The sequence below is a fragment of the Kribbella sp. NBC_00482 genome (genome assembly GCF_036013725.1).
Lineage (GTDB): Bacteria > Actinomycetota > Actinomycetes > Propionibacteriales > Kribbellaceae > Kribbella.
Genome location: NZ_CP107881.1, coordinates 471,952 through 493,088 on the forward strand (window position 1 = coordinate 471,952; position 21,137 = coordinate 493,088).

Here is a 21,137-nt window from a genome sequence, read left to right on the forward strand (position 1 = left end):
GAGGGGTCTTCCGTTGGGCGCTCGGCAGGGGCAAAGTGTGCCCATACTGACAGCTACATAACCATCACTGGAGTCGGCAATGGGTGAAGGCAACAGCGGCCAGGGCAACATCGCCGCAGTCGTCCGCGCGCTCGAAGGGCTGCATGCGGCGGTGGGCAAACTCAGCCAGGAGTACGGTGACACCCTCGGCATCCGCCGCCTGGTGTCCGATGTGGCCCGGCTGAGCGACGATCTCGCAGAGCTCGGCCCGCCCGACCCCAGGCACAGGCCCGGACCCGTTCCGGAGGAACTCGAGGAGATTCCCGACGTGGAGTATGACGCGTCCATGTGGACCGACGCGGAACACGAAGGCTTCGGCGCGCCTGACAGGCACGCTCCCTGATGGCGACGGGAGTTGATGCGCCGGGCCGCGCTCAAATAGGCCTCAAGACTGCAAGATCGGATCGATGGTGGCTCGCGCCGTTGCGCATCGGCGTGATCCTGGGCTTCTTCATCGTCTACGCGACGATCCGGATCTTCATGGGCAAGTGGTACTGGGTCGACGATTTCCACTACCTCACCCCGCTGTACTCGCCCTGCCTGAGCAGTTCGTGTGTCGAAGGTGCCAGCCACCTCGGCACCTGGTTCGGCGCATTCCCGCGCTGGCTGCCGTTGAGCCTGATCACCTTCGTGGTTCTGGCCGGCTTCCGCGGCACCTGCTACTACTACCGCAAGGCGGGGTACCGCTCGCTGTTCTTCGCGCCGGCCGCCTGCGCGGTTCCCGAGCCGCACAAGAACTACACCGGTGAGCGGAAGTTCCCGCTGGTCGCGCTGAACCTGCACCGCTACTTCTTCTACGGTGCGCTGATCTTCGGTGTGCTGAACATCTACGACGGCCTGCAGGCCTTCCACGGCGAGGGCGGCGGATTCGGCATCGGCCTCGGCACGGTGATCATCTGGCTGAACCTGGTGATGCTGTGGCTGTACACGCTGTCCTGCCACGCCTGCCGGCACATCGTCGGCGGCCGGCTGAAGAACTTCTCCAAGCACCCGATGCGCTACCGGTACTGGACCTTCGTGTCCAAGCTGAACCCGAAGCACGGCACCTTCGCGATGACGTCGCTGTTCACCGTGATCCTGACCGACTTCTACATCATGGCGGTCTCCGCCGGGTGGTTCTCCGACCTGCGCATCATCAATTGAGGATTTCATGACTGAGCTGGAACGACACACGTACGACGTCGTCGTGATCGGGGCCGGCGGCGCCGGCCTGCGGGCGGCGATCGAGGCCCGCGAGCAGGGCAAGAAGACCGCGATCATCTGCAAGTCCCTGTTCGGCAAGGCACACACCGTGATGGCCGAGGGCGGCTGCGCGGCCGCGATGGGCAACGCGAACTCCAACGACAACTGGCAGGTCCACTACCGCGACACGATGCGCGGCGGGAAGTTCCTGAACAACTGGCGGATGGCCGAACTGCACGCGCAGGAGGCCCCCGACCGGGTGTGGGAGCTGGAGACGTACGGCGCGCTGTTCGACCGCACGCCCGACGGCCGGATCAGCCAGCGCAACTTCGGCGGTCACACCTACCCGCGGCTCGCGCACGTCGGCGACCGCACCGGCCTGGAGCTGATCCGCACCCTGCAGCAGAAGATCGTCTCGCTGCAGCAGGAGGACTTCGAGGCCACCGGCGACTACGAGGCGAACCTCAAGGTGTACGCCGAGTGCACGGTCACCGAGCTGATGAAGGACGGCGACGCGATCTCCGGCGCCTTCGGGTACTGGCGCGAGTCCGGCCGGTTCATCCTGTTCGACGCGCCCGCGGTCATCCTGGCCACCGGCGGGGTCGGCAAGTCGTTCAAGGTCACCTCGAACTCGTGGGAGTACACCGGTGACGGTCACGCCCTCGCGATGCGGGCCGGCGCGACGCTGATCAACATGGAGTTCATCCAGTTCCACCCGACCGGCATGGTCTGGCCGCCGTCGGTGAAGGGGATCCTGGTCACGGAGTCGGTGCGCGGCGACGGCGGCGTACTGAAGAACTCCGAGGGCAAGCGGTTCATGTTCGAGTACGTGCCGGACGTGTTCCGGGCGCAGTACGCCGAGTCCGAGGACGAGGCGGACCGCTGGTACAAGGACCCGGACAACAACCGGCGCCCACCGGAGCTGCTGCCGCGTGACGAGGTCGCGCGCGCGATCAACTCCGAGGTGAAGGCCGGCCGCGGTACGCCGCACGGCGGTGTCTTCCTGGACGTGTCGTCGCGGCTCCCGGCCGAGGAGATCACCCGGCGGCTGCCGTCGATGCACCACCAGTTCAAGGAGCTGGCGGATGTCGACATCACCGCGGAGCCGATGGAGGTCGGTCCGACCTGCCACTACGTGATGGGCGGCGTCGAGGTCGACCCGGACACCGCGTCATCCGTCGTACCGGGTCTGTTCGCCGCGGGTGAGGTTGCCGGCGGCATGCACGGCTCGAACCGGCTCGGCGGCAACTCGCTGTCCGACCTGCTGGTCTTCGGACGGCGTGCCGGGATGGGCGCCGCGATGTACGTCGACGGTCTCGGAGCGGCTCGGCCGAAGATCGACGAGGCCGACGTCGACGCGGCGGCCGAGGACGCGCTGGCGCCGTTCGAGCTCGAGGGCGGCGAGAACCCGTACACGATCCACCAGGAACTGCAGCAGTCGATGAACGACCTGGTCGGCATCATCCGCAAGGAAGAGGAGATGGAGCAGGCGCTCGGCCGCCTGTCCGAGTTCCGCAGCCGGATCGCGAAGATGACGGTGGAGGGTCACCGGCAGTTCAACCCGGGCTGGCACCTCGCGCTCGACCTGCGCAACATGCTGACCGTGTCGGAGTGCGTCGCGGGCGCGGCGCTGATGCGGCAGGAGTCGCGCGGTGGGCACACACGCGACGACTTCCCGGGCATGAACCCGGAGTGGCGCAAGAAGCTGCTGGTGTGCGCGCTCGACGCCGACGGCGTCGTGAACGTCTCCGAGGAGCAGCAGATCCCGATGCGCGAGGACCTGCTGGAGCTGTTCGAACTCGACGAGCTGACGAAGTACCTGACGGATGAGGAGCTGCCGGCCAAATGAGTTACACAGGCAAATTCCGCGTCTGGCGGGGTGACTCCGAGGGCGGTGAGCTCAAGGACTACGAGGTCGAGGTGAACGAGGGCGAGGTCGTCCTCGACGTCATCCACCGGCTGCAGGCGACCCAGACGCCCGACATGGCGGTCCGGTGGAACTGCAAGGCCGGCAAGTGCGGCTCCTGCAGCGCCGAGATCAACGGCATGCCGAAGCTGATGTGCATGTGCCGGATGAACACGTTCGCCGAGGACGAGGTCGTCACGGTCACGCCGATGCGCACGTTCCCGGTGATCCGCGACCTCGTCACCGACGTGTCGTTCAACTACCAGAAGGCGCGCGAGGTGCCGGCCTTCAAGCCGCCGGCGGACCTGAAGCCGGGTGAGTACCGGATGCAGCAGGTCGACGTCGAGCGCTCGCAGGAGTTCCGCAAGTGCATCGAGTGCTTCCTGTGCCAGGACACCTGCCACGTGATCCGTGACCACGAGGAGAACAAGGAGTCGTTCTCCGGTCCGCGGTTCCTGATGCGCGTCGCCGAGCTGGACATGCACCCGCTCGACGCCGCCGACCGGCAGCACGCCGCGCAGGAGCAGCACGGTCTGGGCTTCTGCAACATCACCAAGTGCTGCACCGAGGTGTGCCCCGAGCACATCAAGATCACCGACAACGCGCTGATCCCGATGAAGGAACGCGTCGTCGACCGCAAGTACGACCCGATCGTCTGGCTAGGCAACAAAATCCGCCGCCGCCCCGCCTGACCCGCAGTACCCGAGTCCCCTGGCCCCACCCGGAGCCAGGGGACTCGCTTTTCCCAACTTTGAGAAGCCACCAACCGTTTTCCCTGCCCCGAAACGGTTGGTGGGTTCTCAAAGTGGAGGGTTCGGGGTTGGGTCACTCGCGTGGGTGAGTCGGGTGGGGGTGTTGGGCGCTTAGGGTTCCGGGCATGGACGTTGTGGTGCTGCGGCTGGTCAATCTGGTGATCTTCATGATGATCTTCGTGCCGATCTCGCAGCGGCTGCTCGGGGTGCGGTTCGGGCTCGGGCGGCTCGCGGTCGGTGCGCTGATCACGCTGAGCGTCTCCGGGCCGTTGGCAGTCGCGATGATCGGTACGCCGCCGTGGACCGGATCGAGCGGCGCCGCGCTCGCGTTCATGGCGCTGATCGCGCTCTGCTCGATGCTCGCCGGCCTGGTGTTCCTGGTGCTGGCGGAGGCGCTGGTGCCGACCGGATCGTTGCCGCGAGCCCGTGATCTGCGGCGGGACCTGAGCGGTCGGATCGCGCGCACCCGGCGGTACCTGCAGATCCTGCGGATCGCGCTCAAGCACGGCCTCGGCCCGTATCTGCGCGGCCGCCGCCGTCCCGGCCGGGAGAACGCCGCGGGCCAGGCCGAACTGGCCCGGTCGCTGCGGCTCGCGCTCGACGAAGCCGGTGTCACGTTCGTCAAGCTCGGCCAGGTGCTGTCCACCCGCAGCGACATCATCCCCGAGTCGGTCGCCACCGAACTCAGCCGCCTCCAGGACCAGGTCACCCCCGCGCCCTGGCCGCAGATCGAGGAGATCCTCACCGAGGAACTCGGCGCCCCACTCTCCCCGCTGTACGCCGCCTTCGACACCGAACCGCTCGCCGCCGCGTCCGTCGCCCAGGTCTACACCGCCCGGCTGACCAACGGCACCGAGGTGGTGGTCAAGGTTCAGCGGCCTGGGATTGCCGGGCTGGTTGATCGGGATCTCGACATCGTTCGTCGCCTGGCCAGACTGCTGGACCGGAACACCGATTGGGGGCGCTCGATGGGGGTGCGGGCGCTCGCCGACGGGTTCGCGGACGCGATGCGCGAGGAGCTCGACTTCACCGTCGAGGCCGGCAACATGACCACGGTGGCCGCCGGCCAATCCGTTGCTGCCAGCAATGACCTCGTCGTACCGCGGTTGTATCCGGAGCGCTCCACCCGCCGCGTCCTCACCATGCAGCGGCTCGACGGCATCGGTCTCGGCAACGCCGGCCAGGCGATCGCCGACCGCGGCCTCGACCCGGTCCGCCTCGGCCGCGCGCTGTTCGAGTGCCTGCTCGGCCAGGTGGCGATCGACGGCGTGTTCCACGCCGACCCGCACCCGGGCAACTTCTTGCTGCTGACCGACGGCCGGATCGGCATGCTCGACCTCGGGTCGGTCGGCCGCCTCGACCCGGCGACCCGCGAGGCCCTGCAACGCTTCCTGCTCGCCGTCGACCACGGCGACCCGGTGGCGGCCACCGACGCCCTGCTCGAGATCGTCTACCGCCCGGACGTCATCGACGAACGCGCGCTGGAGCGCTCTGTCGGCCAGTTCATGACCAAGCACCTCGCGGCCGGTGTGGCGCTCGGCCCGGCGATGTTCAACGACCTGTTCAAGATCATCACGTCGCACGAGCTCGGCGTACCGCCCGAGGTCGCCGCCGTGTTCCGCGCGCTCGCCACGGTCGAAGGGACGATTTCCCGGATCTCCCCCACGTTCGACCTGGTCGCGGCGTCCCGCCAGTTCGCCTCCGCGCACGTCACCGACCGCCTCACGCCCGACTCGCTCCGCCGTACGGCGACCGAGGAACTGGCCACGCTGCTCCCGATGTTGCGGCGGCTGCCACGCAGGATCGACCGAATCGCAGCCGCCGCCGAGAGCGGCCGGCTCGGGGTGAACGTCCGCCTGTTTGCCGACGAACGCGACCGCCGGCACTTCACCGGACTGCTCCACCAGGCGCTGCTAGCAGTGCTAGGTGCGACCGCGGGCATCATGGCCGTCCTGCTGCTCGGTACGCCGGGCGGCCCGAAGGTCACCGACTCGATGACGTTGTTCCAGCTGTTCGGCTACAACCTGCTGGTGATCTGCGCGGTACTCGTGCTCCGCGTCCTGATCCTGATCTTCCGGCTGCCGGGAACCCGCTCGTCTTGACTTCAACTTAACTTGAACTTCAACGATAGCGGGCATGACTGTGCTGATGCCACGCCTCCGGCGCGGCGAGCCATGGGGCTGCAACTCCCGTCCTTCCCTCGTCGCTCCGGTCGCTTCGCTCCCTCCGCTCCTCAGTCCAGGACGGGAGGCCCCATGACCGACACTGAGGCCCGCCCCAAGCTGTTCACCGGACAGCACCTGCCACTGGTGCTCGGGGTGATCGGCCTCGTCACGCTCGGCGCGTTCGAGAACCGCGCGGTCGGTACGGCGTTGCCCACGATGGTCCGCGAGTTCGACGCGCTCGGCAGCTTCGGGTTGGCGAACGCGGCGCCGAACGCGAGCTACCTGATCTCGCTCGCGATCGCCGGCCTCTGGTCGGACCGCCGCGGCCCGATCCCGACTCTGCGGGCAGGCGCGATCTCCTTCACCCTCGCGCAACTCCTGGTCGGTACGGCGACCGCGATGCCGATGGTCATCGCGGGACGTCTGCTCAGCGGTCTGGCCGAGGGCCTGCTGGACGTGTCGTTGATGGTGCTCGTAGCCCGGGCGCTGCCCGCCGTACTGCGGCCGCGGATGTTCTCGTTGTTCGCCGCGATGTGGATCCTGCCGTCGGTCCTCGGACCGGTGCTGACCGGTGTGGTGACGGAACAGTTCGGGTGGCGCTGGGTCTTCCTCGGCGCGCTCATCCTGCTGGTCCCGAGCTGGCTGCTGCTCGGGCCCGCGATGCGCCAGTCGGCCGACGTCCCCGCGCCGGAGCGCACCGCTGAGGACGCGGCCGAGCTCGTGGCCTGGCGAGCCGCACTCCCCTGGGCGCTGGCCGCATCCGTCGCCCTGTTCTCGATGACGCTGGCCGGGGACCACCTGGAAGCGCACCCGTTCCTCGGCGGCACGGCGGTGATCGTGGCGCTAGCAGTGCTAGGACGGGCCGCCGTACGAGTGATGCCGGCCGGCACGTTCACCGCCCGCCGCGGCTTCCCCGCGGTGGTCGCCGTCCGCGGACTCGGCGGGGCAGCATTCGCCGGAGTCGGCGCATACCTCCCACTTCTCCTCACACTGCAGCACAACTTCAGCCCGTCGCGGGCCGGCGTGACGCTGTCGATCACCGGAGTCTGCTGGGCGTTCGGATCGTGGCTGCAGGGTCGTGAGCACGGGATCGAGCGGGTCGTCGTACTGCGGACCGGGCTCGCGTTCATGACGCTCGGGCTGGCGGTGACGTCGCTGCTCGCGTGGACGGACGCGACCACGTGGATCGGCCTGATCGGCTGGGGATTCGGGGGCATCGGGATGGGCCTCAGCTCCTCGAGCCTGTCGGTGCTGACGCTGGACCTGTCCGACCAGAGCAACTCCGGCCGCAACACCAGCTCGGGTCAGATGGCCGCGACGATGAGCATCGCCACGGCTCTGGCGATCAGCGGCACGCTGCTGGCGTTCAACTCCGACGACCCGCAGCCCTGGGTCTTCGGCGCGATCGTCACTGCGGGATCGGTACTGGCCCTGCTGGGGTTCCTCGCCGCCCCGCGCGCCCGCCGCTCCGAGTCACGCGGGGGTCTGGGAGACATGCCCTAGAGTGAGCGCATGGCTGAGCTCTTGACCGACGACCAGATCGACCTCGCGTTGCGCGATCACCTCCCGGAGTGGAAGGTCGTGGACAACGAACTGGTCCGAAGCGTCAAGAGGGACACGTTCCTGGACGGCATCCGGCTGGTGGCGACCGTCGGGCAGCTGGCGGAGTCGATGAACCACCACCCGGACATGGACATCCGCTACACGACCATCACGTTCCGGGTCAGCAGCCACGAGGCCGGCGGGATCACCGACGACGACCTCGTGCTCGCGCGGCACATCGACACCGCCGCCGGCTGACCTCTTCACGTCATGGCGCTTGTCGGCCACGGCAAGCGCTGGTTCCGGGTGCCTGAAATCCCTTAAACCTAAGGGATGACCGTCCTCGGAACCGCCCTGACCGTCCTTGTCGCGCTGACTCCTTCGTACGCCGGTGCCGCGGACCCCGGCTGGTTCTGGAACCGCCCGCACTGCGACACCGTGTACGGCGACGGCTCGGTGACGATCACCGAGTCCGACGGCGCGACCCTCGCCCCGACGACCGGCAAGCTGCGCGCCGTCACGTACGCGAAGGTCGCCGCACTGCAGGAACCGAACACGCTGATCAGCATCGGCCAGCAGACGATCCAGCGTTCCCGCGACGCCGGCTGCAGCTGGCAGTTGCTAGACAAGGCACCGGACGATCTGAGCACGTACGACGTACAGCCGGGTCCGGGCGACTCGGCGTACGTCTACAGCGTCAACGACCAGCCCATCCATCGCGTGCACGGCTCGCAGGTGACGACGGTCCTCGGGCCGGTCGCCGGCGGCGGGCTGGCTGCGCTGGCCGCACAGCCCGGACGGCTGCGGGTCGTGGCCGGCGACGGGCAGCTGTACGACTCCTCGAACGACGGCGAGACCTGGCAGCGCGTCGGCGTACCGCCTGCTCGTGATCTCTTCCTGTACGACGCCGTGGTGGATCCGCGGAACCCGGATCACGTGGTGGCCGGCGTGATGTCGGACGGCGTGTACGTGACGTTCGACGGCGGACGGACCTGGACCCGGTCGCGGCCGGTCGAGCGGGTGAACGCGTTCAGCCTGGCGATGTCGCCGGCCGACCCGTCGAAGGTCTGGATGGAGGGGTACGACCGGGACCGGTCGACCCGGTTCATCTGGGAGTCGACCGACGGCGGGCAGAAGTTCCGCGAGGTGCTGGACCAGAGCCGGGCCGACCTGATCAACGGCAACAGGATGTGGGCCTCGCCGGTCGACCCGGACCTGCTCTACTTCAGCTACGGCACGTCGTTCGCCAACTTCGGCGCCGACCTGTACCGCTTCGTCCCCTCGACCGGCGCGCTCATCAAGAACCACAACAAGAACGACGGCATCCCGTCCCTCGCCTTCAACCCGGCGAACCCGAAGATCCTCTACCTGGGACTGGCCGAAGAACGCTGACGTAACCCGACCAGGACTCCCTCGGTGTCGCGGAGGTAGCTGAGGCGCCCGACGCCGGGGAGTTCCTGGATCTCGCCGACCGGAGTGCCGCCGGCGGCGCGGACGGCCTTCAGCGTCGCTTCGAGCTCGTCGACCTCGATCCAGGCGATCGTCGGCTGCGACTGGTACCGGCTGCTCATGATCGCGCCGTCGATCCCCTCCCCCGGCCCGGTCGCCGCGAGCAGGTACCCGTCCGGAACCGGCGCCGGCGTCACCTCCCAGCCGAACACCTCACGGTAGAACCCCGCGGCCCGCTCGTGGTCCTCGGCAACTATCTCGACATGGATGATTCGTCCCATACGGTCATCCTCATGCGTCGTCCGAGGGTTCGTCTTGGACGGATCTTCCATGCATCAACGCGGCGATCCCGTTCTGTACGGCGAGGAACTGCGTCGCGCTCACGCCTGTGTATCGCCTGAAGTCGCGGGCCGCGTGCGCCTGGTCGTAGTAGCCGTGCAACGCGGACAAGGTCGCGGCGGCGTCGGCGGGACCATCGAGCAGCCCGCCGACGAAGTGGTAGTACCGGATGATCTCGGCGTACTGCTTCGGCCCGATCCCGACGCTCCGCCGGAACAGCCGGTACAAGGTGCTGTACGACGTCCCGCACCGCCGCACCACCTCCGCAACGGCTACCTGGCCTCGCAGCTCGTCGATCGCGTGCACCGCCTCGACCACCACCGGCGGAGCGACCGTCGTCGTCAGCCGAGCCGCGAGGAAGCCCTCCAGCCGCTCGGCACGCTCCGGGCCGAACGGCACCGCCCGCAACTCCGTCGTCAACCCGGCGACCGCATCCGCGCCGACCCAGTCCGCCAACTGCTGCACCTCGTCCACCAACGCGGCGAGACCGAAAGCAGCAAGCCCCCACGGCGTGAACTCGACGCCCGCGTAACTCGACGTACCCACCTGTCCGAGCACCTGCGGCCGAGTCATCACCCCGAACACCGAGGCAGCATTCGGCCACTCGGCCTGCGTCACCGGGTCGTGCCGCGTCCCGGGCTCGCCGAGTGCCACGGCCAGCCCCGGCCGGCCGTTCGGAATCAGGATCTCCTGCCGCAACTGCGGCAACGGCGCGGACTCGACCAGCCAGACATGGTCGACCACGTTCCGCAACCGCTCAGGAGGAGAGAAGCGCTGGTAGGTCACGCCTGAGATCGTAAGTCCCTGGCTCGTTTACATCGGTTACCGTTGATGAGTGACGAGTGTTGAGGAATATCGCCTGCTCGGGTTCGCCGATGTCGACCGGGAGGCGGCCGAGGCGTTCACGCCGGATCAGACGGCGGTGAAGGAGCTCGCGGACCAGATCCGTGACGCGATCGGGAAGCTCGGCAGTGAGCCGGAGTTCACGATGCCGGAGGACCCGCGGAACTCGGTCCAGGCGTTCCTGGACACCGTGCCGGACATCCGCCGGTTCCACACGGAGCGAGGCATTCCGGACGACATCAGCTGGGCGTCGCTGGCCGATCTGGGACAGCAGCTCAAGGTGAGTCGCCGTACGCACGGCGAGTACAGCCTGGAGACGCACTGGTGGCTGACGAACTTCTGGGTCGGCAACCTCTACTGGCTCGGGCGCCTGCAGTACATGCTGTTCCAGGTCACAGAGGACAAGCCGGTTCCCGGCACGGAGCCCGGTGAATGGATCATCGGCGTCCACATCCCGGAGACCGGTCCGCTGACGCCGGAGCTGGTCGACGACAGCATCCAACAGGCCCGCGAGTTCTTCCCGCGGTACTTCCCGGAGTACCCGGTGCAGACAGCGAACCTGTGGTCCTGGCTGCTCGACCCGTATCTGCTCGACAACCTCCCGCAGGACTCGAACATGGTGAAGTTCGGGCGCCGCTTCACGCCGTACGGGACGCCCAATGACAGCCAGGACAGCGCGATCTTCTTCACGTTCCGCACTCACGGCCTGGAGCACCTCGACGAGCTCCCGCAGGACACCCGACTGCAGCGGCTCGTCGTCGGCCGGATCAAGGACGGCGGCACCTGGCAGAGCGCCTACGGCTACACCAAGCTATGACGGGGCTATGACGGGCGGTTCTGACCGCTAGGTACGCCGTACTTCGCCAGCCAGCTCGCCAGCTCCATGTTGGACACGCACCGTACGTCGGGCTGCTTGCACGTCTCGGTCACGAAGGCGGTCAGCGCGTCGGAGTACACGCTGTTGTTCCAGCGGTTGAAGTGGTTGCCGAGGAACAGCGGCGGGTTGCCGCTCGTGCGCGACTTCGCGAGCGCCTGCCGGTAGGTCGCGAGGACCTGTGCCTTCAGCGCGGGCGCCTGGGCGATCGGCGCCTTGCGCGCCTGGGTCTGCGCGAACCACAGGTTGTAGTCCATCGTCAGCGTCTTCTTGGCGGTGCCGGCCAGCGTCACCGATTCCAGCGGGAAGTTCCACAGGCCGTCGGCCTTCTTCGGCCAGGCGATGTAGCCGGGCGCGGAGGCGTCGTACAGCATGCCGCGCTGCGCCATCGCGAGCCGGTATGCGGGGCGGTTGCCCTCCAGGCATGGTGTCCGCATGCCCTTCACGGTGGCCGGGTCGAACGGGGGCTCGATCGCTTTGCCCGCCGCCAGTGCCGGACCGGTCCGCACCATGCGGTCGAACGCGCCCAGTTCGGCGGTCCATTGCGCAGTCGTCCAGCGGCCGATGCCGGTCGTGCCGCAGAAGTGCCCGTTCGCGTGGGTGCCGATCTCGTGGCCCTCGGCGATCGCCTCCCGGAGCACCTTCGTGCGGCCGAGGATGTTGGCCGTATCGCCCCAGCCGATGTCCGAGGCGCCGGGTTTCTTGTACGGCGGTTTGTAGTCGGTGCGGTGGTCGCCCGGGTAGAGGTACGGGCCGGAGAGGAAGAACGTCATCCTTGCGTTGACCTGCTTGGCGACGGCACGCCAGCGGGCCCAGAGCGCGAGATCGCCCGCGCCGTCGAAGGAGACGACGACGAAGAGCGGTGGTTTGCCGGTGGGCAGGCGTCCCGGGAACGACCGCAGTACCGGAGCTGCCGCGGGCAGCTTTCCTGGCGAAGGTGTCGAAGGAGGCGTCGACGGCTTCGGCGAGGACGGCTTTGGCGGCGACGCTGGAGTGGTGGGCCGGGGTGTGGGCGTGCCGGTCGGCTTGGCGGTGGGCTTGGGCGTCGGCTCGCCGGTGGGTTTGGTGGGGGTGGATTCGGTGGGCGTGGGAGCGCCTTCGAGTGGTACGTCGGCGCATCCGGCCAGCACCGCCGCGGCTACGAGCGCGACGGCCGCGAGGTTCGCCCCAGGCCTCACCACGGGTCTACTGACGCACGGGAGCCTGCAAAGGTTGGTCCGGGACACGCACCTGCGCGGAAACCGGGGCGGGGATCGTTAAGCGGCCGTGACCTTCGCCGCGCGGCGCTTGACCACGATCCGGCGGGACGTCTCGACGACGAGACCGATGACCGCGGCGAGGCTCAGGCTGAACGCGAGCCCCTTCAGCTGGTCGTGCGCGAACGCGTCGCCGCCGAGGTACCCGAGCAGGGCGACGTACGTGTATGCGACCGTCACACCGGCGAAGGTGAACACGAGGAACTTCTTGAACGAGTACCGCGTCGCGCCCGCCGTCAGCGTCGCGACCATCCGGGCGCCCGGGATGTAGCGGACCGTCATCAGGATCAGCCCGCCGCGGGAGTGCAGCGCGGCGGAGACCTTCTCGTAGAGCCGCTGGCGGCGCTCCTGGCGCTTCATCCAGCGGTGCAGCGCCGGTCCGGACCCGCGGCCCAGGAAGTAGCAGACGGACTCGCCGATGACGGAGCCGACCATCGCGACCGTGATGACGAGCAGCAGGTTCTGGTGACCGGCGGCCGCGGCCATGCCGGCGGTGATCACCATGCCCTCGCTGGGCACCACCGGGAACACCGCGTCGATCGCCGCAGCGGCGAACAGGATGAGCAGCAGCCAATGCGAGGCCATCGCAATGCCGAGCAGGTGTCGCGCGACCTCCATCAACTCCGTCACCCCGAAAGGATGCCATTCATTGTCAGAAGAGCCGCAATCCCATCGATGTCATTCAGGCGTATTCACCCGATGTTCAGCCGATGCCACTGGCTGGGGTCGGAGCACCACGGGGAGTTCGCGGATCGCGTTCATCAGCAGGCTCGGGTGCCGCGGCGGATCCTGCTCGGGTACGGCGAGTCGCAGCTGCGGGAACCGCTCGAACAGCAGGCCGAGCGCGAGCCGGCCCTCCAGTCGCGCGAGCGGCGCGCCGAGACAGTGATGGATACCGTGCCCGAACGCGAGATGCGCCGTGTCGGTCCGGGTGATGTCGAGCTCGTCCGCACGCTCGACCTTCCGTACGTCGCGATTCGCCGGGAGCAGCGCGAACACGATCACCTCGCCGGCCTCGATCCGGGTCCCGGCGATGTCGATCGGCGCGCTCGCGACGTACGGGATCGCGGCCTGCAGCGGACCGTCGTACCGGAGGATCTCCTCGACGGCCGTGGGCAGTCGCTCCGGCTCCTTCATCAGCAGCTCGAGCTGGTCGGGATGCCGAAGCAGAGCGTGGACTCCGTTGGTGATCAGGCTGACTGTCGTCTCGTGGCCGGCCGCGAGGAGCAGGAAGACCATCGAGGTCAGCTCGTCCTCGCTGAGCCGGTCGCTGCCGTCACGCGTCGCGATCAGTGCGGACAGCAGGTCGTCGGTCGGTGCCTGCTGTTTCTGCACGATCAGTTCGTGGACGAACGCGAGCATCGAGGTGGTCGCCTCGATGTACTCCTCGGCGGTGCACACGGCGGCGTTCACGAACACCGACGACCAGCGGCGGAAGTCGTCCCGCCGTACCGCCGGGATGCCGATCAGCTCGCAGATCACCGTGATCGGCAGCGGGTAGCTGTACGCGTTCACCAGGTCGACCGGCTGGTCCGCGTCGGCGGACCCGGTGACGAGCGGGACGGGTACGCCGGTGAACAGCGTCAGGCGTTGCACCGGGGCCGGTGCCGGGCGATTCCGCTGACTTCCGTGAACGGCTGCCTCATGCGGCCAGCCTACGTTCCGAGGTGCTGAGCCAGTTCGGTGCGCGAATGGATGCCGAGCTTCGCGTAGACCTTGCGCAGGTGGTACTCGACGGTCTTCGGGCTCAGGAACAGTCGGGCCGCGGCCTCCCGGATGCTGTTCCCGTCCGCGAGCAGTACGGCGATCTGCCGCTCCTGTGGCGTCAACTCGTCCGCGGTGCTCGGCACACGACGTCGTGCGGTCTCACCGGTCGCTTTGAGCTCCGCAGCCGCCTGGTCTGCCCACCCGAGTGCACCGAGCGCGTCGAAACCCTCCACAGCGAGCCGCAACTGCGTACGCGCGTCCACGCGCCGCCGTGCCCGTCGCAGCCATGCGCCGTACGCCAGCCGGGTCCGGGCCAGCTCAAACGCGTCCAACGTCTCCTCGTGCCAGCCCAGCGCCAGAACGAAGTCCGACTCGCTCTCCTCGGCCACACCGCGCGCCCGCGCCGCTCGTGCCAGCGACCACGGCTGGCCCTTCGCCTCTGCCAGTGCGGAGTGTTCGCGCACTACCCGCTGCGCGTCATCCGACCGCCCCAGCCGCATGTAGACCTCGACCAACTCAGGCGCCGGCGACAGGTCCGGGTCCTTCAGTCCGTACTCAGCCAGTACGTCGACCAACCGCTCGTACTGCGGTAGCGCCGCCGCAGGGTCGCCACGCCCCAGCTCCAGGTCTCCGAGCGCGAACAGGGACCACACCGTGCCGAGGCGGATCTCATGCTCAGCACAGATCCGCAGACACTCCACTGCAAGCTCCTGGCACTCCGCTCTGCCCTCGTGGGACATCAGCCACGCCAGTCCGGCCAGGTTCATCGCCAGTTCAGTCGTTTGACCGGTCTCCCGCGACAGCCGGATCCCCTCGTCGTACGACGTCTCCGCGTCGGGCCACCGATCGGTTGTCGCGTCGTCGCGGGCCAGCACGAACAGGAGGCCCGGCAGCGTCCCGAGAGCGACCTGCTCACGTCGCTCGAGCATGGCCTGCTGCAGGAGGGTCCGGCCGGTACCTGTCTCTCTGAGAAACAACGCAGCCAGCACCATCCACACCTGGCGACGGCGGTCCCGGTCCAGCTCGTCGGAAGGCGCCAGAGCGATCGCTGCACGGATCTGGTCAGTCCCACCGCTCCCGGCGAGCACCTTCGCCACGCCGCTCGCCAGCATGCCGATGATGCGCGGACCGGGCCGATCGACCTTCGGCAGCAGATCGTCGAGGTCGTACGCCACCTCCAGTCCGGCCGCGGCATCGCACAGCCGGAAACAGGCCGCGACCGCGTCCGCGAGCAGACCGGTGGCGATTGCCGGGTCCGTGGACTCCGCCGCAGCCGCGACCAGGATGTCGCGGGCGCGACGCGGCGACCCGCACTTCACCTCGATGTCGCCGCGAATCTCCTGCGCGCGGATCCGCACCGGCAACGGCGGCTGCAGGACCAGCGCGTCACCCAGCAGCGCCTCTGCTCGCTCCGCCAGTCCCGCCGACCACGCCGCTTCACCGGCCGCGACCAGTCTGACCGCACGGTCTGGCAATCCCTCGCTCAGCCGCCCAGCACGCTCGTACGCCGTTGCTGCGACCGCATGTGCGCCACGAGCCGCCGCATGCTCCGCAGCCAGGACCAGGCCGGCCGCCACCTCGTCATCCGTACCCAGGACTGCCTCGGACAGGTGCCACGCCCGCCGGTCCTGGTCCGGTGTGGCCAGAGCCACCGCACGATGCGCCGTACGACGTGCTGCCGGGTCAGCGCTGGTGTAGATCGCCGAGCGGACCAGTGGATGCCGCCACTGGACCTCACCGTCGCGAATAGCGACCAGGCCGGCTGCCTCGGCGTCCTCCAGTGCAGCCACGTCGACACCGAGATGCGCACACACTCGGGACACCGCTCCGAGGTCAGGGTCTAATGCCGCGACTAGCAGTGCGGTGCGCGCATCCGGGCTCAGCCGGTTTGCCCTGCTGGCAAAAGCTTCTGCGAGCATCGCAGGGACCGGGAACGGCACGCCCGGTGGCATCCGGTGCAGGCGGTCCGGATCATCTGCCAGCTCCAGTAGTGCCAGTGGGTTTCCTGCCACGGTCTGGTGCAGTTGCTCGACCAGGTCGCTCGGCAGATGCTGCACGACCTGTCGCGCGGCCTCCAGCGTGATGCCCTCCAGGTGGAGCCGTGGCAGGTCGGCCTCGAAGGGATGCGGTTCGCCCACACGAGCGGCGATCAGCATGACGATCGGGTCGGCCACCAGGCGCCGGGCTGCGAACAGCAGGGCTTCTGCGGATGGGCGGTCCAGCAGATGTGCATCGTCGATGATCAGTGCGAGGGGCGTGTTCTCGGCGTACCGGCAGATCAGGCTGAGCGTTGCGGCGCCGACGGCGAAGCGGTCCGCCGGGCTGGCGGCATCGGGTCCCGGGCCGAGTGCCAGTGCCGATGCGAGTGCTGCCCGCTGGGGTGCGGGGATGCGGTCGAGTCCGGCCAGCACGGGTCGCAGCAGTTGGAGCAAGGCGGCGAACGGCAGCTCACGTTCGGCGTCGGTGCCACGTGCTCTCAGGACCTGCATGCCACCGGCCAGAGCAGCAGCGTCATCCAGCAAGGTGGTCTTGCCGATGCCGGGCTCGCCAGTGATGAGCAGTACGCCTGCGGCCCCGACCCGCGCCCCCGCGATCAGTTGCTCGATCACCTGGCGCTCCGCCTCCCGCCCGATGAGCATGTCTCGCAGTGTGCACCAGGAGCCCCACCTGATGCGATGGTCCGGCTCCTCTTCCTAGGTTCGCCGTACCAACGATGCAAGGGGGAGAAAGCGAATGACTGTTGCAATCGACAGCGACAAACTGATGGGCTTCGTCTTCAAGGCGGTCGACGAGGTGGGGGCGACGCTGAACGCGGCACTGGTCGTGATGGGCGACCGGCTCGGGTTTTACCAGGCCCTTGCCGACCACGGCCCGAGCACGCCGACCGAGCTCGCCGAGCGGACCAGCACCGATCAGCACTACACGCGGGAGTGGCTGAACGCGCAGGCCGCGGGCGGATTCGTCGAGTACGACGCGAGTACCGGCCGCTACACGCTGCCGCCGGAGCAGACCGTGGCGATGACCGATCCGAACAGCCCGGCGTACCTGCCCGGCTTCTTCCAGATCGCGCTCGGCACGATTCAGCACACGACGGAGACGATCGAGGCCGCGCGGAGCGGTGCCGGGGTCGGGTGGCACGAGCACACGTCCGACGTGCATGTCGGCTGCGAGCGGTTCTTCCGGCCGTCGTACAACGCGAACCTGCTGCCCAGCTGGCTGCCCGCGCTGGACGGCGTGGTGGCCAAGCTGGAGCGTGGCGCGAAGGTGGCCGACATGGGCTGCGGGCACGGCGCGTCCACGATCCTGATGGCCGAGGCGTTCCCGAAGTCCCGGTTCACCGGCTCGGACTACCACCAGGCGTCGATCGAGACCGCCCGCGAGCGGGCAGCGAGCCTCGGTGAGCGGGTGACCTTCGAGGTCGCGGCGGCCGACAAGTTCAGCGGGTCCGGGTACGACCTGGTGACGACGTTCGACGCCCTGCACGACATGGGCGATCCGGTCGGTGCGGCCCGGCACGTGCGCGAGTCGCTCGCTCCGGACGGCACCTGGATGCTGGTCGAGCCGATGGCCGGCGACCACGTCGAGGACAACCTCAACCCGGTCGGGCGGGCGTACTACGGCTTCTCCACGCTGCTGTGCACGCCGGCCTCGCTGTCCCAGCCGGTGGGGCTCGCCCTCGGTACCCAGGCCGGACCGGCGCGGATCCAGGACGTCACCACGGCGGCCGGGTTCAGCAGGTTCCGCACGGTCGCGCAGACGCCGTTCAACCTGGTGTTCGAGGTCCGCCCTTGACACAACAGTTCACCAACTGGTGAAGTATCAGGTGTGCTGACGAGGACCTTTGGCGCGCTCGCGGACCCGACTCGGCTGGCTGTTGTCGGCCGGCTGAGTCGGGGCGACGCGACGATGGGCGAACTGGCCGAGCCGCACCGGATCACGCCCCCGGCGATGACCAAGCACGTCACAGTGCTGGTCGACGCCGGGCTCGTGAGCCGGCGACGGGTCGGCCGCACCGTCGTGTGCTCGCTCCGCCCGGAGGCGTTCTCCGAGGTGGAGCAGTGGCTCGGCGACCTCACGGCGTACTGGAACGGCACCGTTGACCGGTTGGAAGAACTCCTGCGAGGGGACGGCGATGGACACTGAGATCCGGATCGAAAGGGTGCTCCCGGCAACGATCGACCGGGTGTACGACGCCTGGACGCGGGCCGACCTGCTGGTGCAGTGGTACTGCCCGAACCCGATGCTCGAACTGAAAGTGCAGGCCGACGTCCGCGCCGGTGGCTCGTACGTCGTGGAGATGGGGCCACACGTGGTGCGCGGCACCTACCTGGAAGTGGAGCCGCCGCACCGGCTGGTGTTCAGCTGGAAATGGGACGGCACCGACGACGAGCCGACGCGCGTCGAGGTCGAGCTGTCCGAGACGCTCAACGGCACCCGGATGCTGCTCAGCCACACCGGCTTCGCGAACGCCGAGGACGCCGCGAACCACCGCATGGGCTGGGACCCCGAGGTACTCCGCCTCGTCCAACTGCTCAACGTTCGACAACCCGACCCCGCAACCGATCGAGGATAAGCACACGGACTTAGGGGCGGAGGGTGGCGCGGAAGCCGACTCGGTCGCCGCGGTAGAGGGAGCGAACCGCTTCGATGGGGCGGCCGTCGGCGTCGCGGCTGGTTCGGTGCAGCAGGAGCATCGGGAGTGACTGGGTGGCCTTGAGGAGCTCGGCCTCCCGCGGGGTCGCGATCACGGTCTCCACCAACTCCTCGCCCTCGCCGAACCGCACGCCGAGCTGACCGGTCAGGCACCGGTACAGCGATCCGGTCGGCTCCAGCACCTCACGCAAGGTCGGGAAGCGCGCGACCGAGAGGTACGTCGTCTCGAGCCCGATCGGCTGCCCGTCCGCGAACAGCACCCGCTCGAGCCGGTGCACCGGATCCCCCTCGGCGACCTTGAGCTGCTCCGCGAGCTCGACGTCCGCGATCACCTCGTCGAACGCGACCACCTCACGCCCCGGCGTATGCCCCTGGGCCCGCAGCGCCTCGGTGTAGCTCACCAGCGCCAGCGGCTGCACCAGCTTCGGCGTCGCGACGAACGTCCCCTGCCCCTGCCGCGCCCGCAGCCGGCCGTCGGCGATCAGCTCCCGGATCGCCTGCCGCATGGTCCACCGGGAGACCCCGAACTCCTTGGCGAGCACCCGCTCCGGCGGCAACGCCGCTCCCTCGCCCAGCCGCTCGACCACGTCCATCAGCTTGGTCTTCACCACGAAATGCAGCGGCTCACTCACAGTGCCGACAATAGTCGAGCCCCAGCCGGCCCCGCGGAGAAAAAGGTCGAGCCCCGGGCGGCAACCCGAGGCTCATGCGGATGGATGGACAGTTTGGCGGAACTCAGCTGCCGGACTTGCGCCGGAACTGGCGCTTCTGCTTGTCGTTGTGCGCGTCGCCGACGCCCTGCCCCCGCACTCCGGATCCCGGGTGCGAGTGGTTCCCGGCGTTCTTCTTCTCGAGCGCTTCCCGAAACTTCTTCTGCAGATCGTCCGCCGGCTCGCTGGACTTGTCGCTCATACCGTCTCCTTCAAACCGTAGGCGTACGCACCCACGCTAACCGAGGGTGAGCCCACAGGCGAGTCGATTCCAGCTCGCGGAAATCCCCGGCGGCGGCGCAGGCGCCGCTGTTAGGTTCGGAGTACGTCGAGGGAGGGACACGGAATGCTGGTCAGCAACGAGGCACTGCTCGGGATCGCCCTGGTCGAGCTGGGCCTGGTGATCGTGCCGGGACCGAACATGATCTACCTGATCTCCCGCTCGATCGCCCAGGGCCGCCGCGCGGGCCTGATCTCGCTGGCCGGCGTCGGGATCGGCTTCCTCGTGTATTTGCTCGCGGCAAGCGCCGGCCTCGCGACCCTGTTCGCGCTGGTCCCTGAGATCTATGTCGCACTGAAGCTGGCCGGCGCGGCGTACCTGCTCTGGCTCGCCTGGAACGCGTTCCGTCCCGGCGGTACGTCGGTCTTCGCCACCCAGGAACTCGAGCCGGACCGCCCGCGCAAACTGTTCGGTATGGGCCTGCTCACCTGCCTGCTGAACCCGAAGATCGCGATCCTCTACATCTCGCTGCTCCCCCAGTTCCTCGACCCGTCCCGCGGTCACCTCGGCCTGCAGAGCTTGATCCTCGGCCTCACCCAGCTGACGGTCGGTGTCGCCATGAACGCCGTCTTCGTGATCACCGCCGGCTCGGTCGCCGTCTTCCTCACCCGCCGCCCGACCTGGATGCGCATCCACCGCTACCTCACCGGCACCGCTCTGGCCGTCTTCGCCATCCGCCTCGCGACAGACCGCGCCCGCCCACTCCCCACCCACTGAGAACTGTCCGACTAGCCTCGTCAGGGATGAACAACTTCGTTGCCTCGTCCCTCGATCGGCTCGTCACCGCCTGGAGCACCGCGCCGCTCACCGCCCTCATCCGCGGCCGAGGCCTGCCCGCGATCACCCGCGACTACCTGCTCAACACGTTCGACTGGCAACGCGCCGAGGACGCCACGCATGCACTGACCAAGCACTTCACCAACGCCCGCTTCGCCGACGAGGTTGAGTACGGCGTACTCCTCGTCCCGAACCCCGCGAAGCTAGACACCCGCGGCCCGTTGCCGGACGAGGTCCGCCCGACCCCGTCACCCGACGTTTTCGACGAACGCCTACCCGCCGGGGTCGCGCTGCCGGGCGATCGCCCGTGGCAGCTGGTGGTGAGCGTGATCGGATCGTACGGACCGTCACTCGGCAGCTACAACGACGTGATCGCCTCGGACGACTTCGTGGTGGACGGGCAGGACACCCGGCAGTGGATGACCCGTCAGGTCTGGGGCGCGCGAGTGCTGCAATGTGGGGCGACCCCGCCGGACTGCGAGCACAACGAGCGATGGACGTTCACGCTGTTCCCCGGTGAGGAGCTCGTCGACGGGCAAGCCGAGTCGGGCACGGTGCTGAAGGGCAAGGTCCGGTTCCGGCTCGGCAAGCCGGATCGCGGGATCGGCTCAGCACGGGTGGCCCCTGCAGTACTCGTCTAAATCGTGTGCGGTGGTCTGGGCG

Annotated in this window: 22 protein-coding genes; 14 read left to right on the top strand and 8 right to left on the bottom strand. The window is 68.5% G+C overall.

Annotated elements, in window-relative coordinates:
• Positions 1-79: 79 nt before the first annotated feature.
• From OHB24_RS02285 to OHB24_RS02320, 8 genes are all read left to right on the top strand, one after another.
• Entirely contained in the window at positions 80-382 is a 303-nt protein-coding gene (locus OHB24_RS02285) for a hypothetical protein (RefSeq protein WP_327637237.1), read from the top strand.
• Positions 382-1,182 (top strand): hypothetical protein, encoded by an 801-nt coding sequence (locus OHB24_RS02290; protein WP_327637238.1) that lies wholly within the window; start codon positions 382-384, stop codon positions 1,180-1,182. The genes OHB24_RS02285 and OHB24_RS02290 overlap by 1 nt, the downstream gene beginning before the upstream one ends.
• 7 nt (positions 1,183-1,189) lie before the next feature.
• The gene (locus OHB24_RS02295; RefSeq protein ID WP_327637239.1) at positions 1,190-3,070 is read left to right on the top strand and encodes a fumarate reductase/succinate dehydrogenase flavoprotein subunit; all 1,881 of its coding nucleotides are present in this window, start codon (positions 1,190-1,192) and stop codon (positions 3,068-3,070) included.
• Positions 3,067-3,819 (top strand): succinate dehydrogenase/fumarate reductase iron-sulfur subunit, encoded by a 753-nt coding sequence (locus OHB24_RS02300; protein WP_327637240.1) that lies wholly within the window; start codon positions 3,067-3,069, stop codon positions 3,817-3,819. The genes OHB24_RS02295 and OHB24_RS02300 overlap by 4 nt, the downstream gene beginning before the upstream one ends.
• Before the next feature lie 185 nt (positions 3,820-4,004).
• Entirely contained in the window at positions 4,005-5,981 is a 1,977-nt protein-coding gene (locus OHB24_RS02305; RefSeq protein ID WP_327637241.1) for an ABC1 kinase family protein, read from the top strand.
• 153 nt (positions 5,982-6,134) lie between these two features.
• Entirely contained in the window at positions 6,135-7,547 is a 1,413-nt protein-coding gene (locus OHB24_RS02310) for an MFS transporter (protein WP_327637242.1), read from the top strand.
• A 9-nt stretch (positions 7,548-7,556) separates the two neighbouring features.
• Positions 7,557-7,844, top strand: coding sequence for a 4a-hydroxytetrahydrobiopterin dehydratase (locus OHB24_RS02315; RefSeq protein WP_327637243.1), 288 nt, complete (start codon positions 7,557-7,559; stop codon positions 7,842-7,844).
• Positions 7,845-7,919: 75 nt separating this feature from the next.
• A complete protein-coding gene (locus OHB24_RS02320; RefSeq protein ID WP_327637244.1) occupies positions 7,920-8,978 on the top strand; it encodes a WD40/YVTN/BNR-like repeat-containing protein in 1,059 nt (352 codons plus the stop codon).
• Here the strand turns inward: OHB24_RS02320 and OHB24_RS02325 are convergent.
• Together OHB24_RS02325 and OHB24_RS02330 are read right to left on the bottom strand one after the other, a co-directional pair.
• Positions 8,951-9,316: a VOC family protein gene (locus tag OHB24_RS02325; RefSeq protein ID WP_327637245.1), complete on the bottom strand. Its 366-nt coding sequence runs from the start codon at positions 9,314-9,316 to the stop codon at positions 8,951-8,953. The genes OHB24_RS02320 and OHB24_RS02325 overlap by 28 nt on opposite strands.
• A 10-nt stretch (positions 9,317-9,326) precedes the next feature.
• On the bottom strand, positions 9,327-10,160 hold the full coding sequence (locus tag OHB24_RS02330) for an AraC family transcriptional regulator (protein ID WP_327637246.1): 834 nt from the start codon (positions 10,158-10,160) through the stop codon (positions 9,327-9,329).
• Positions 10,161-10,209: 49 nt separating this feature from the next.
• Between OHB24_RS02330 and OHB24_RS02335 the strand changes: the two genes are divergently transcribed.
• On the top strand, positions 10,210-11,034 hold the full coding sequence (locus tag OHB24_RS02335) for an acyltransferase domain-containing protein (RefSeq protein ID WP_327637247.1): 825 nt from the start codon (positions 10,210-10,212) through the stop codon (positions 11,032-11,034).
• Positions 11,035-11,039: 5 nt separating this feature from the next.
• Here the strand turns inward: OHB24_RS02335 and OHB24_RS02340 are convergent, their stop codons facing one another.
• The 4 genes from OHB24_RS02340 to OHB24_RS02355 all read right to left on the bottom strand — a co-directional run bounded on the left by OHB24_RS02340 (position 11,040) and on the right by OHB24_RS02355 (position 16,693).
• Entirely contained in the window at positions 11,040-12,272 is a 1,233-nt protein-coding gene (locus tag OHB24_RS02340) for a hypothetical protein (RefSeq protein ID WP_327637248.1), read from the bottom strand.
• 75 nt (positions 12,273-12,347) lie between these two features.
• Complete coding sequence (locus OHB24_RS02345) at positions 12,348-12,977, bottom strand: DedA family protein (RefSeq protein ID WP_327637249.1); 630 nt, start codon at positions 12,975-12,977, stop codon at positions 12,348-12,350.
• Between the two features lie 48 nt (positions 12,978-13,025).
• Positions 13,026-13,943, bottom strand: coding sequence for a cytochrome P450 (locus tag OHB24_RS02350; RefSeq protein ID WP_327637250.1), 918 nt, complete (start codon positions 13,941-13,943; stop codon positions 13,026-13,028).
• Between the two features lie 59 nt (positions 13,944-14,002).
• Positions 14,003-16,693: an ATP-binding protein gene (locus OHB24_RS02355; protein ID WP_327637251.1), complete on the bottom strand. Its 2,691-nt coding sequence runs from the start codon at positions 16,691-16,693 to the stop codon at positions 14,003-14,005.
• A 94-nt stretch (positions 16,694-16,787) separates the two neighbouring features.
• Between OHB24_RS02355 and OHB24_RS02360 the strand changes: the two genes are divergently transcribed.
• The 3 genes from OHB24_RS02360 to OHB24_RS02370 are packed head-to-tail and all read left to right on the top strand — an operon-like array spanning position 16,788 to position 18,627.
• Positions 16,788-17,846, top strand: a complete 1,059-nt coding sequence (locus OHB24_RS02360) for a class I SAM-dependent methyltransferase (RefSeq protein ID WP_327637252.1) — start codon at positions 16,788-16,790, stop codon at positions 17,844-17,846.
• A 33-nt stretch (positions 17,847-17,879) separates the two neighbouring features.
• Positions 17,880-18,197: an ArsR/SmtB family transcription factor gene (locus OHB24_RS02365; RefSeq protein WP_327637254.1), complete on the top strand. Its 318-nt coding sequence runs from the start codon at positions 17,880-17,882 to the stop codon at positions 18,195-18,197.
• Positions 18,187-18,627: an SRPBCC family protein gene (locus OHB24_RS02370; protein WP_327637255.1), complete on the top strand. Its 441-nt coding sequence runs from the start codon at positions 18,187-18,189 to the stop codon at positions 18,625-18,627. The genes OHB24_RS02365 and OHB24_RS02370 overlap by 11 nt, the downstream gene beginning before the upstream one ends.
• Positions 18,628-18,637: 10 nt before the next feature.
• On the opposite strand, the gene OHB24_RS02375 is transcribed toward OHB24_RS02370, so the two are convergent.
• Both OHB24_RS02375 and OHB24_RS02380 read right to left on the bottom strand, forming a co-directional pair.
• Entirely contained in the window at positions 18,638-19,339 is a 702-nt protein-coding gene (locus OHB24_RS02375) for a GntR family transcriptional regulator (protein ID WP_327637256.1), read from the bottom strand.
• 103 nt (positions 19,340-19,442) lie between these two features.
• Positions 19,443-19,619, bottom strand: coding sequence for a DUF5302 domain-containing protein (locus tag OHB24_RS02380; protein WP_327637257.1), 177 nt, complete (start codon positions 19,617-19,619; stop codon positions 19,443-19,445).
• A 144-nt stretch (positions 19,620-19,763) separates the two neighbouring features.
• Here OHB24_RS02380 and OHB24_RS02385 point away from each other — a divergent pair, with 144 nt between their 5' ends.
• Complete coding sequence (locus OHB24_RS02385; RefSeq protein WP_327637258.1) at positions 19,764-20,414, top strand: LysE family translocator; 651 nt, start codon at positions 19,764-19,766, stop codon at positions 20,412-20,414.
• A gap of 26 nt (positions 20,415-20,440) precedes the next feature.
• Positions 20,441-21,115 carry a hypothetical protein gene (locus OHB24_RS02390; protein ID WP_327637259.1) on the top strand — a complete coding sequence of 225 codons (675 nt, stop codon included), beginning with the start codon at positions 20,441-20,443 and terminating at the stop codon, positions 21,113-21,115.
• Positions 21,116-21,137 lie beyond the last annotated feature (22 nt).

Excerpts from the sequence above, each read along its gene's own strand:
- OHB24_RS02380 (WP_327637257.1), bottom strand. The coding sequence starts at position 19,619 with ATGAGCGACAAGTCCAGCGAGCCGGCGGACGATCTGCAGAAGAAGTTT.
- OHB24_RS02355 (WP_327637251.1), bottom strand. The coding sequence starts at position 16,693 with ATGCTCATCGGGCGGGAGGCGGAGCGCCAGGTGATCGAGCAACTGATC.
- OHB24_RS02370 (WP_327637255.1), top strand. The coding sequence starts at position 18,187 with ATGGACACTGAGATCCGGATCGAAAGGGTGCTCCCGGCAACGATCGAC.
- OHB24_RS02290 (WP_327637238.1), top strand. The coding sequence starts at position 382 with ATGGCGACGGGAGTTGATGCGCCGGGCCGCGCTCAAATAGGCCTCAAG.
- OHB24_RS02325 (WP_327637245.1), bottom strand. The coding sequence starts at position 9,316 with ATGGGACGAATCATCCATGTCGAGATAGTTGCCGAGGACCACGAGCGG.
- OHB24_RS02310 (WP_327637242.1), top strand. The coding sequence starts at position 6,135 with ATGACCGACACTGAGGCCCGCCCCAAGCTGTTCACCGGACAGCACCTG.
- OHB24_RS02360 (WP_327637252.1), top strand. The coding sequence starts at position 16,788 with ATGACTGTTGCAATCGACAGCGACAAACTGATGGGCTTCGTCTTCAAG.
- OHB24_RS02295 (WP_327637239.1), top strand. The coding sequence starts at position 1,190 with ATGACTGAGCTGGAACGACACACGTACGACGTCGTCGTGATCGGGGCC.
- OHB24_RS02320 (WP_327637244.1), top strand. The coding sequence starts at position 7,920 with ATGACCGTCCTCGGAACCGCCCTGACCGTCCTTGTCGCGCTGACTCCT.
- OHB24_RS02390 (WP_327637259.1), top strand. The coding sequence starts at position 20,441 with ATGAACAACTTCGTTGCCTCGTCCCTCGATCGGCTCGTCACCGCCTGG.
- OHB24_RS02315 (WP_327637243.1), top strand. The coding sequence starts at position 7,557 with ATGGCTGAGCTCTTGACCGACGACCAGATCGACCTCGCGTTGCGCGAT.
- OHB24_RS02300 (WP_327637240.1), top strand. The coding sequence starts at position 3,067 with ATGAGTTACACAGGCAAATTCCGCGTCTGGCGGGGTGACTCCGAGGGC.
- OHB24_RS02385 (WP_327637258.1), top strand. The coding sequence starts at position 19,764 with ATGCTGGTCAGCAACGAGGCACTGCTCGGGATCGCCCTGGTCGAGCTG.
- OHB24_RS02305 (WP_327637241.1), top strand. The coding sequence starts at position 4,005 with ATGGACGTTGTGGTGCTGCGGCTGGTCAATCTGGTGATCTTCATGATG.
- OHB24_RS02285 (WP_327637237.1), top strand. The coding sequence starts at position 80 with ATGGGTGAAGGCAACAGCGGCCAGGGCAACATCGCCGCAGTCGTCCGC.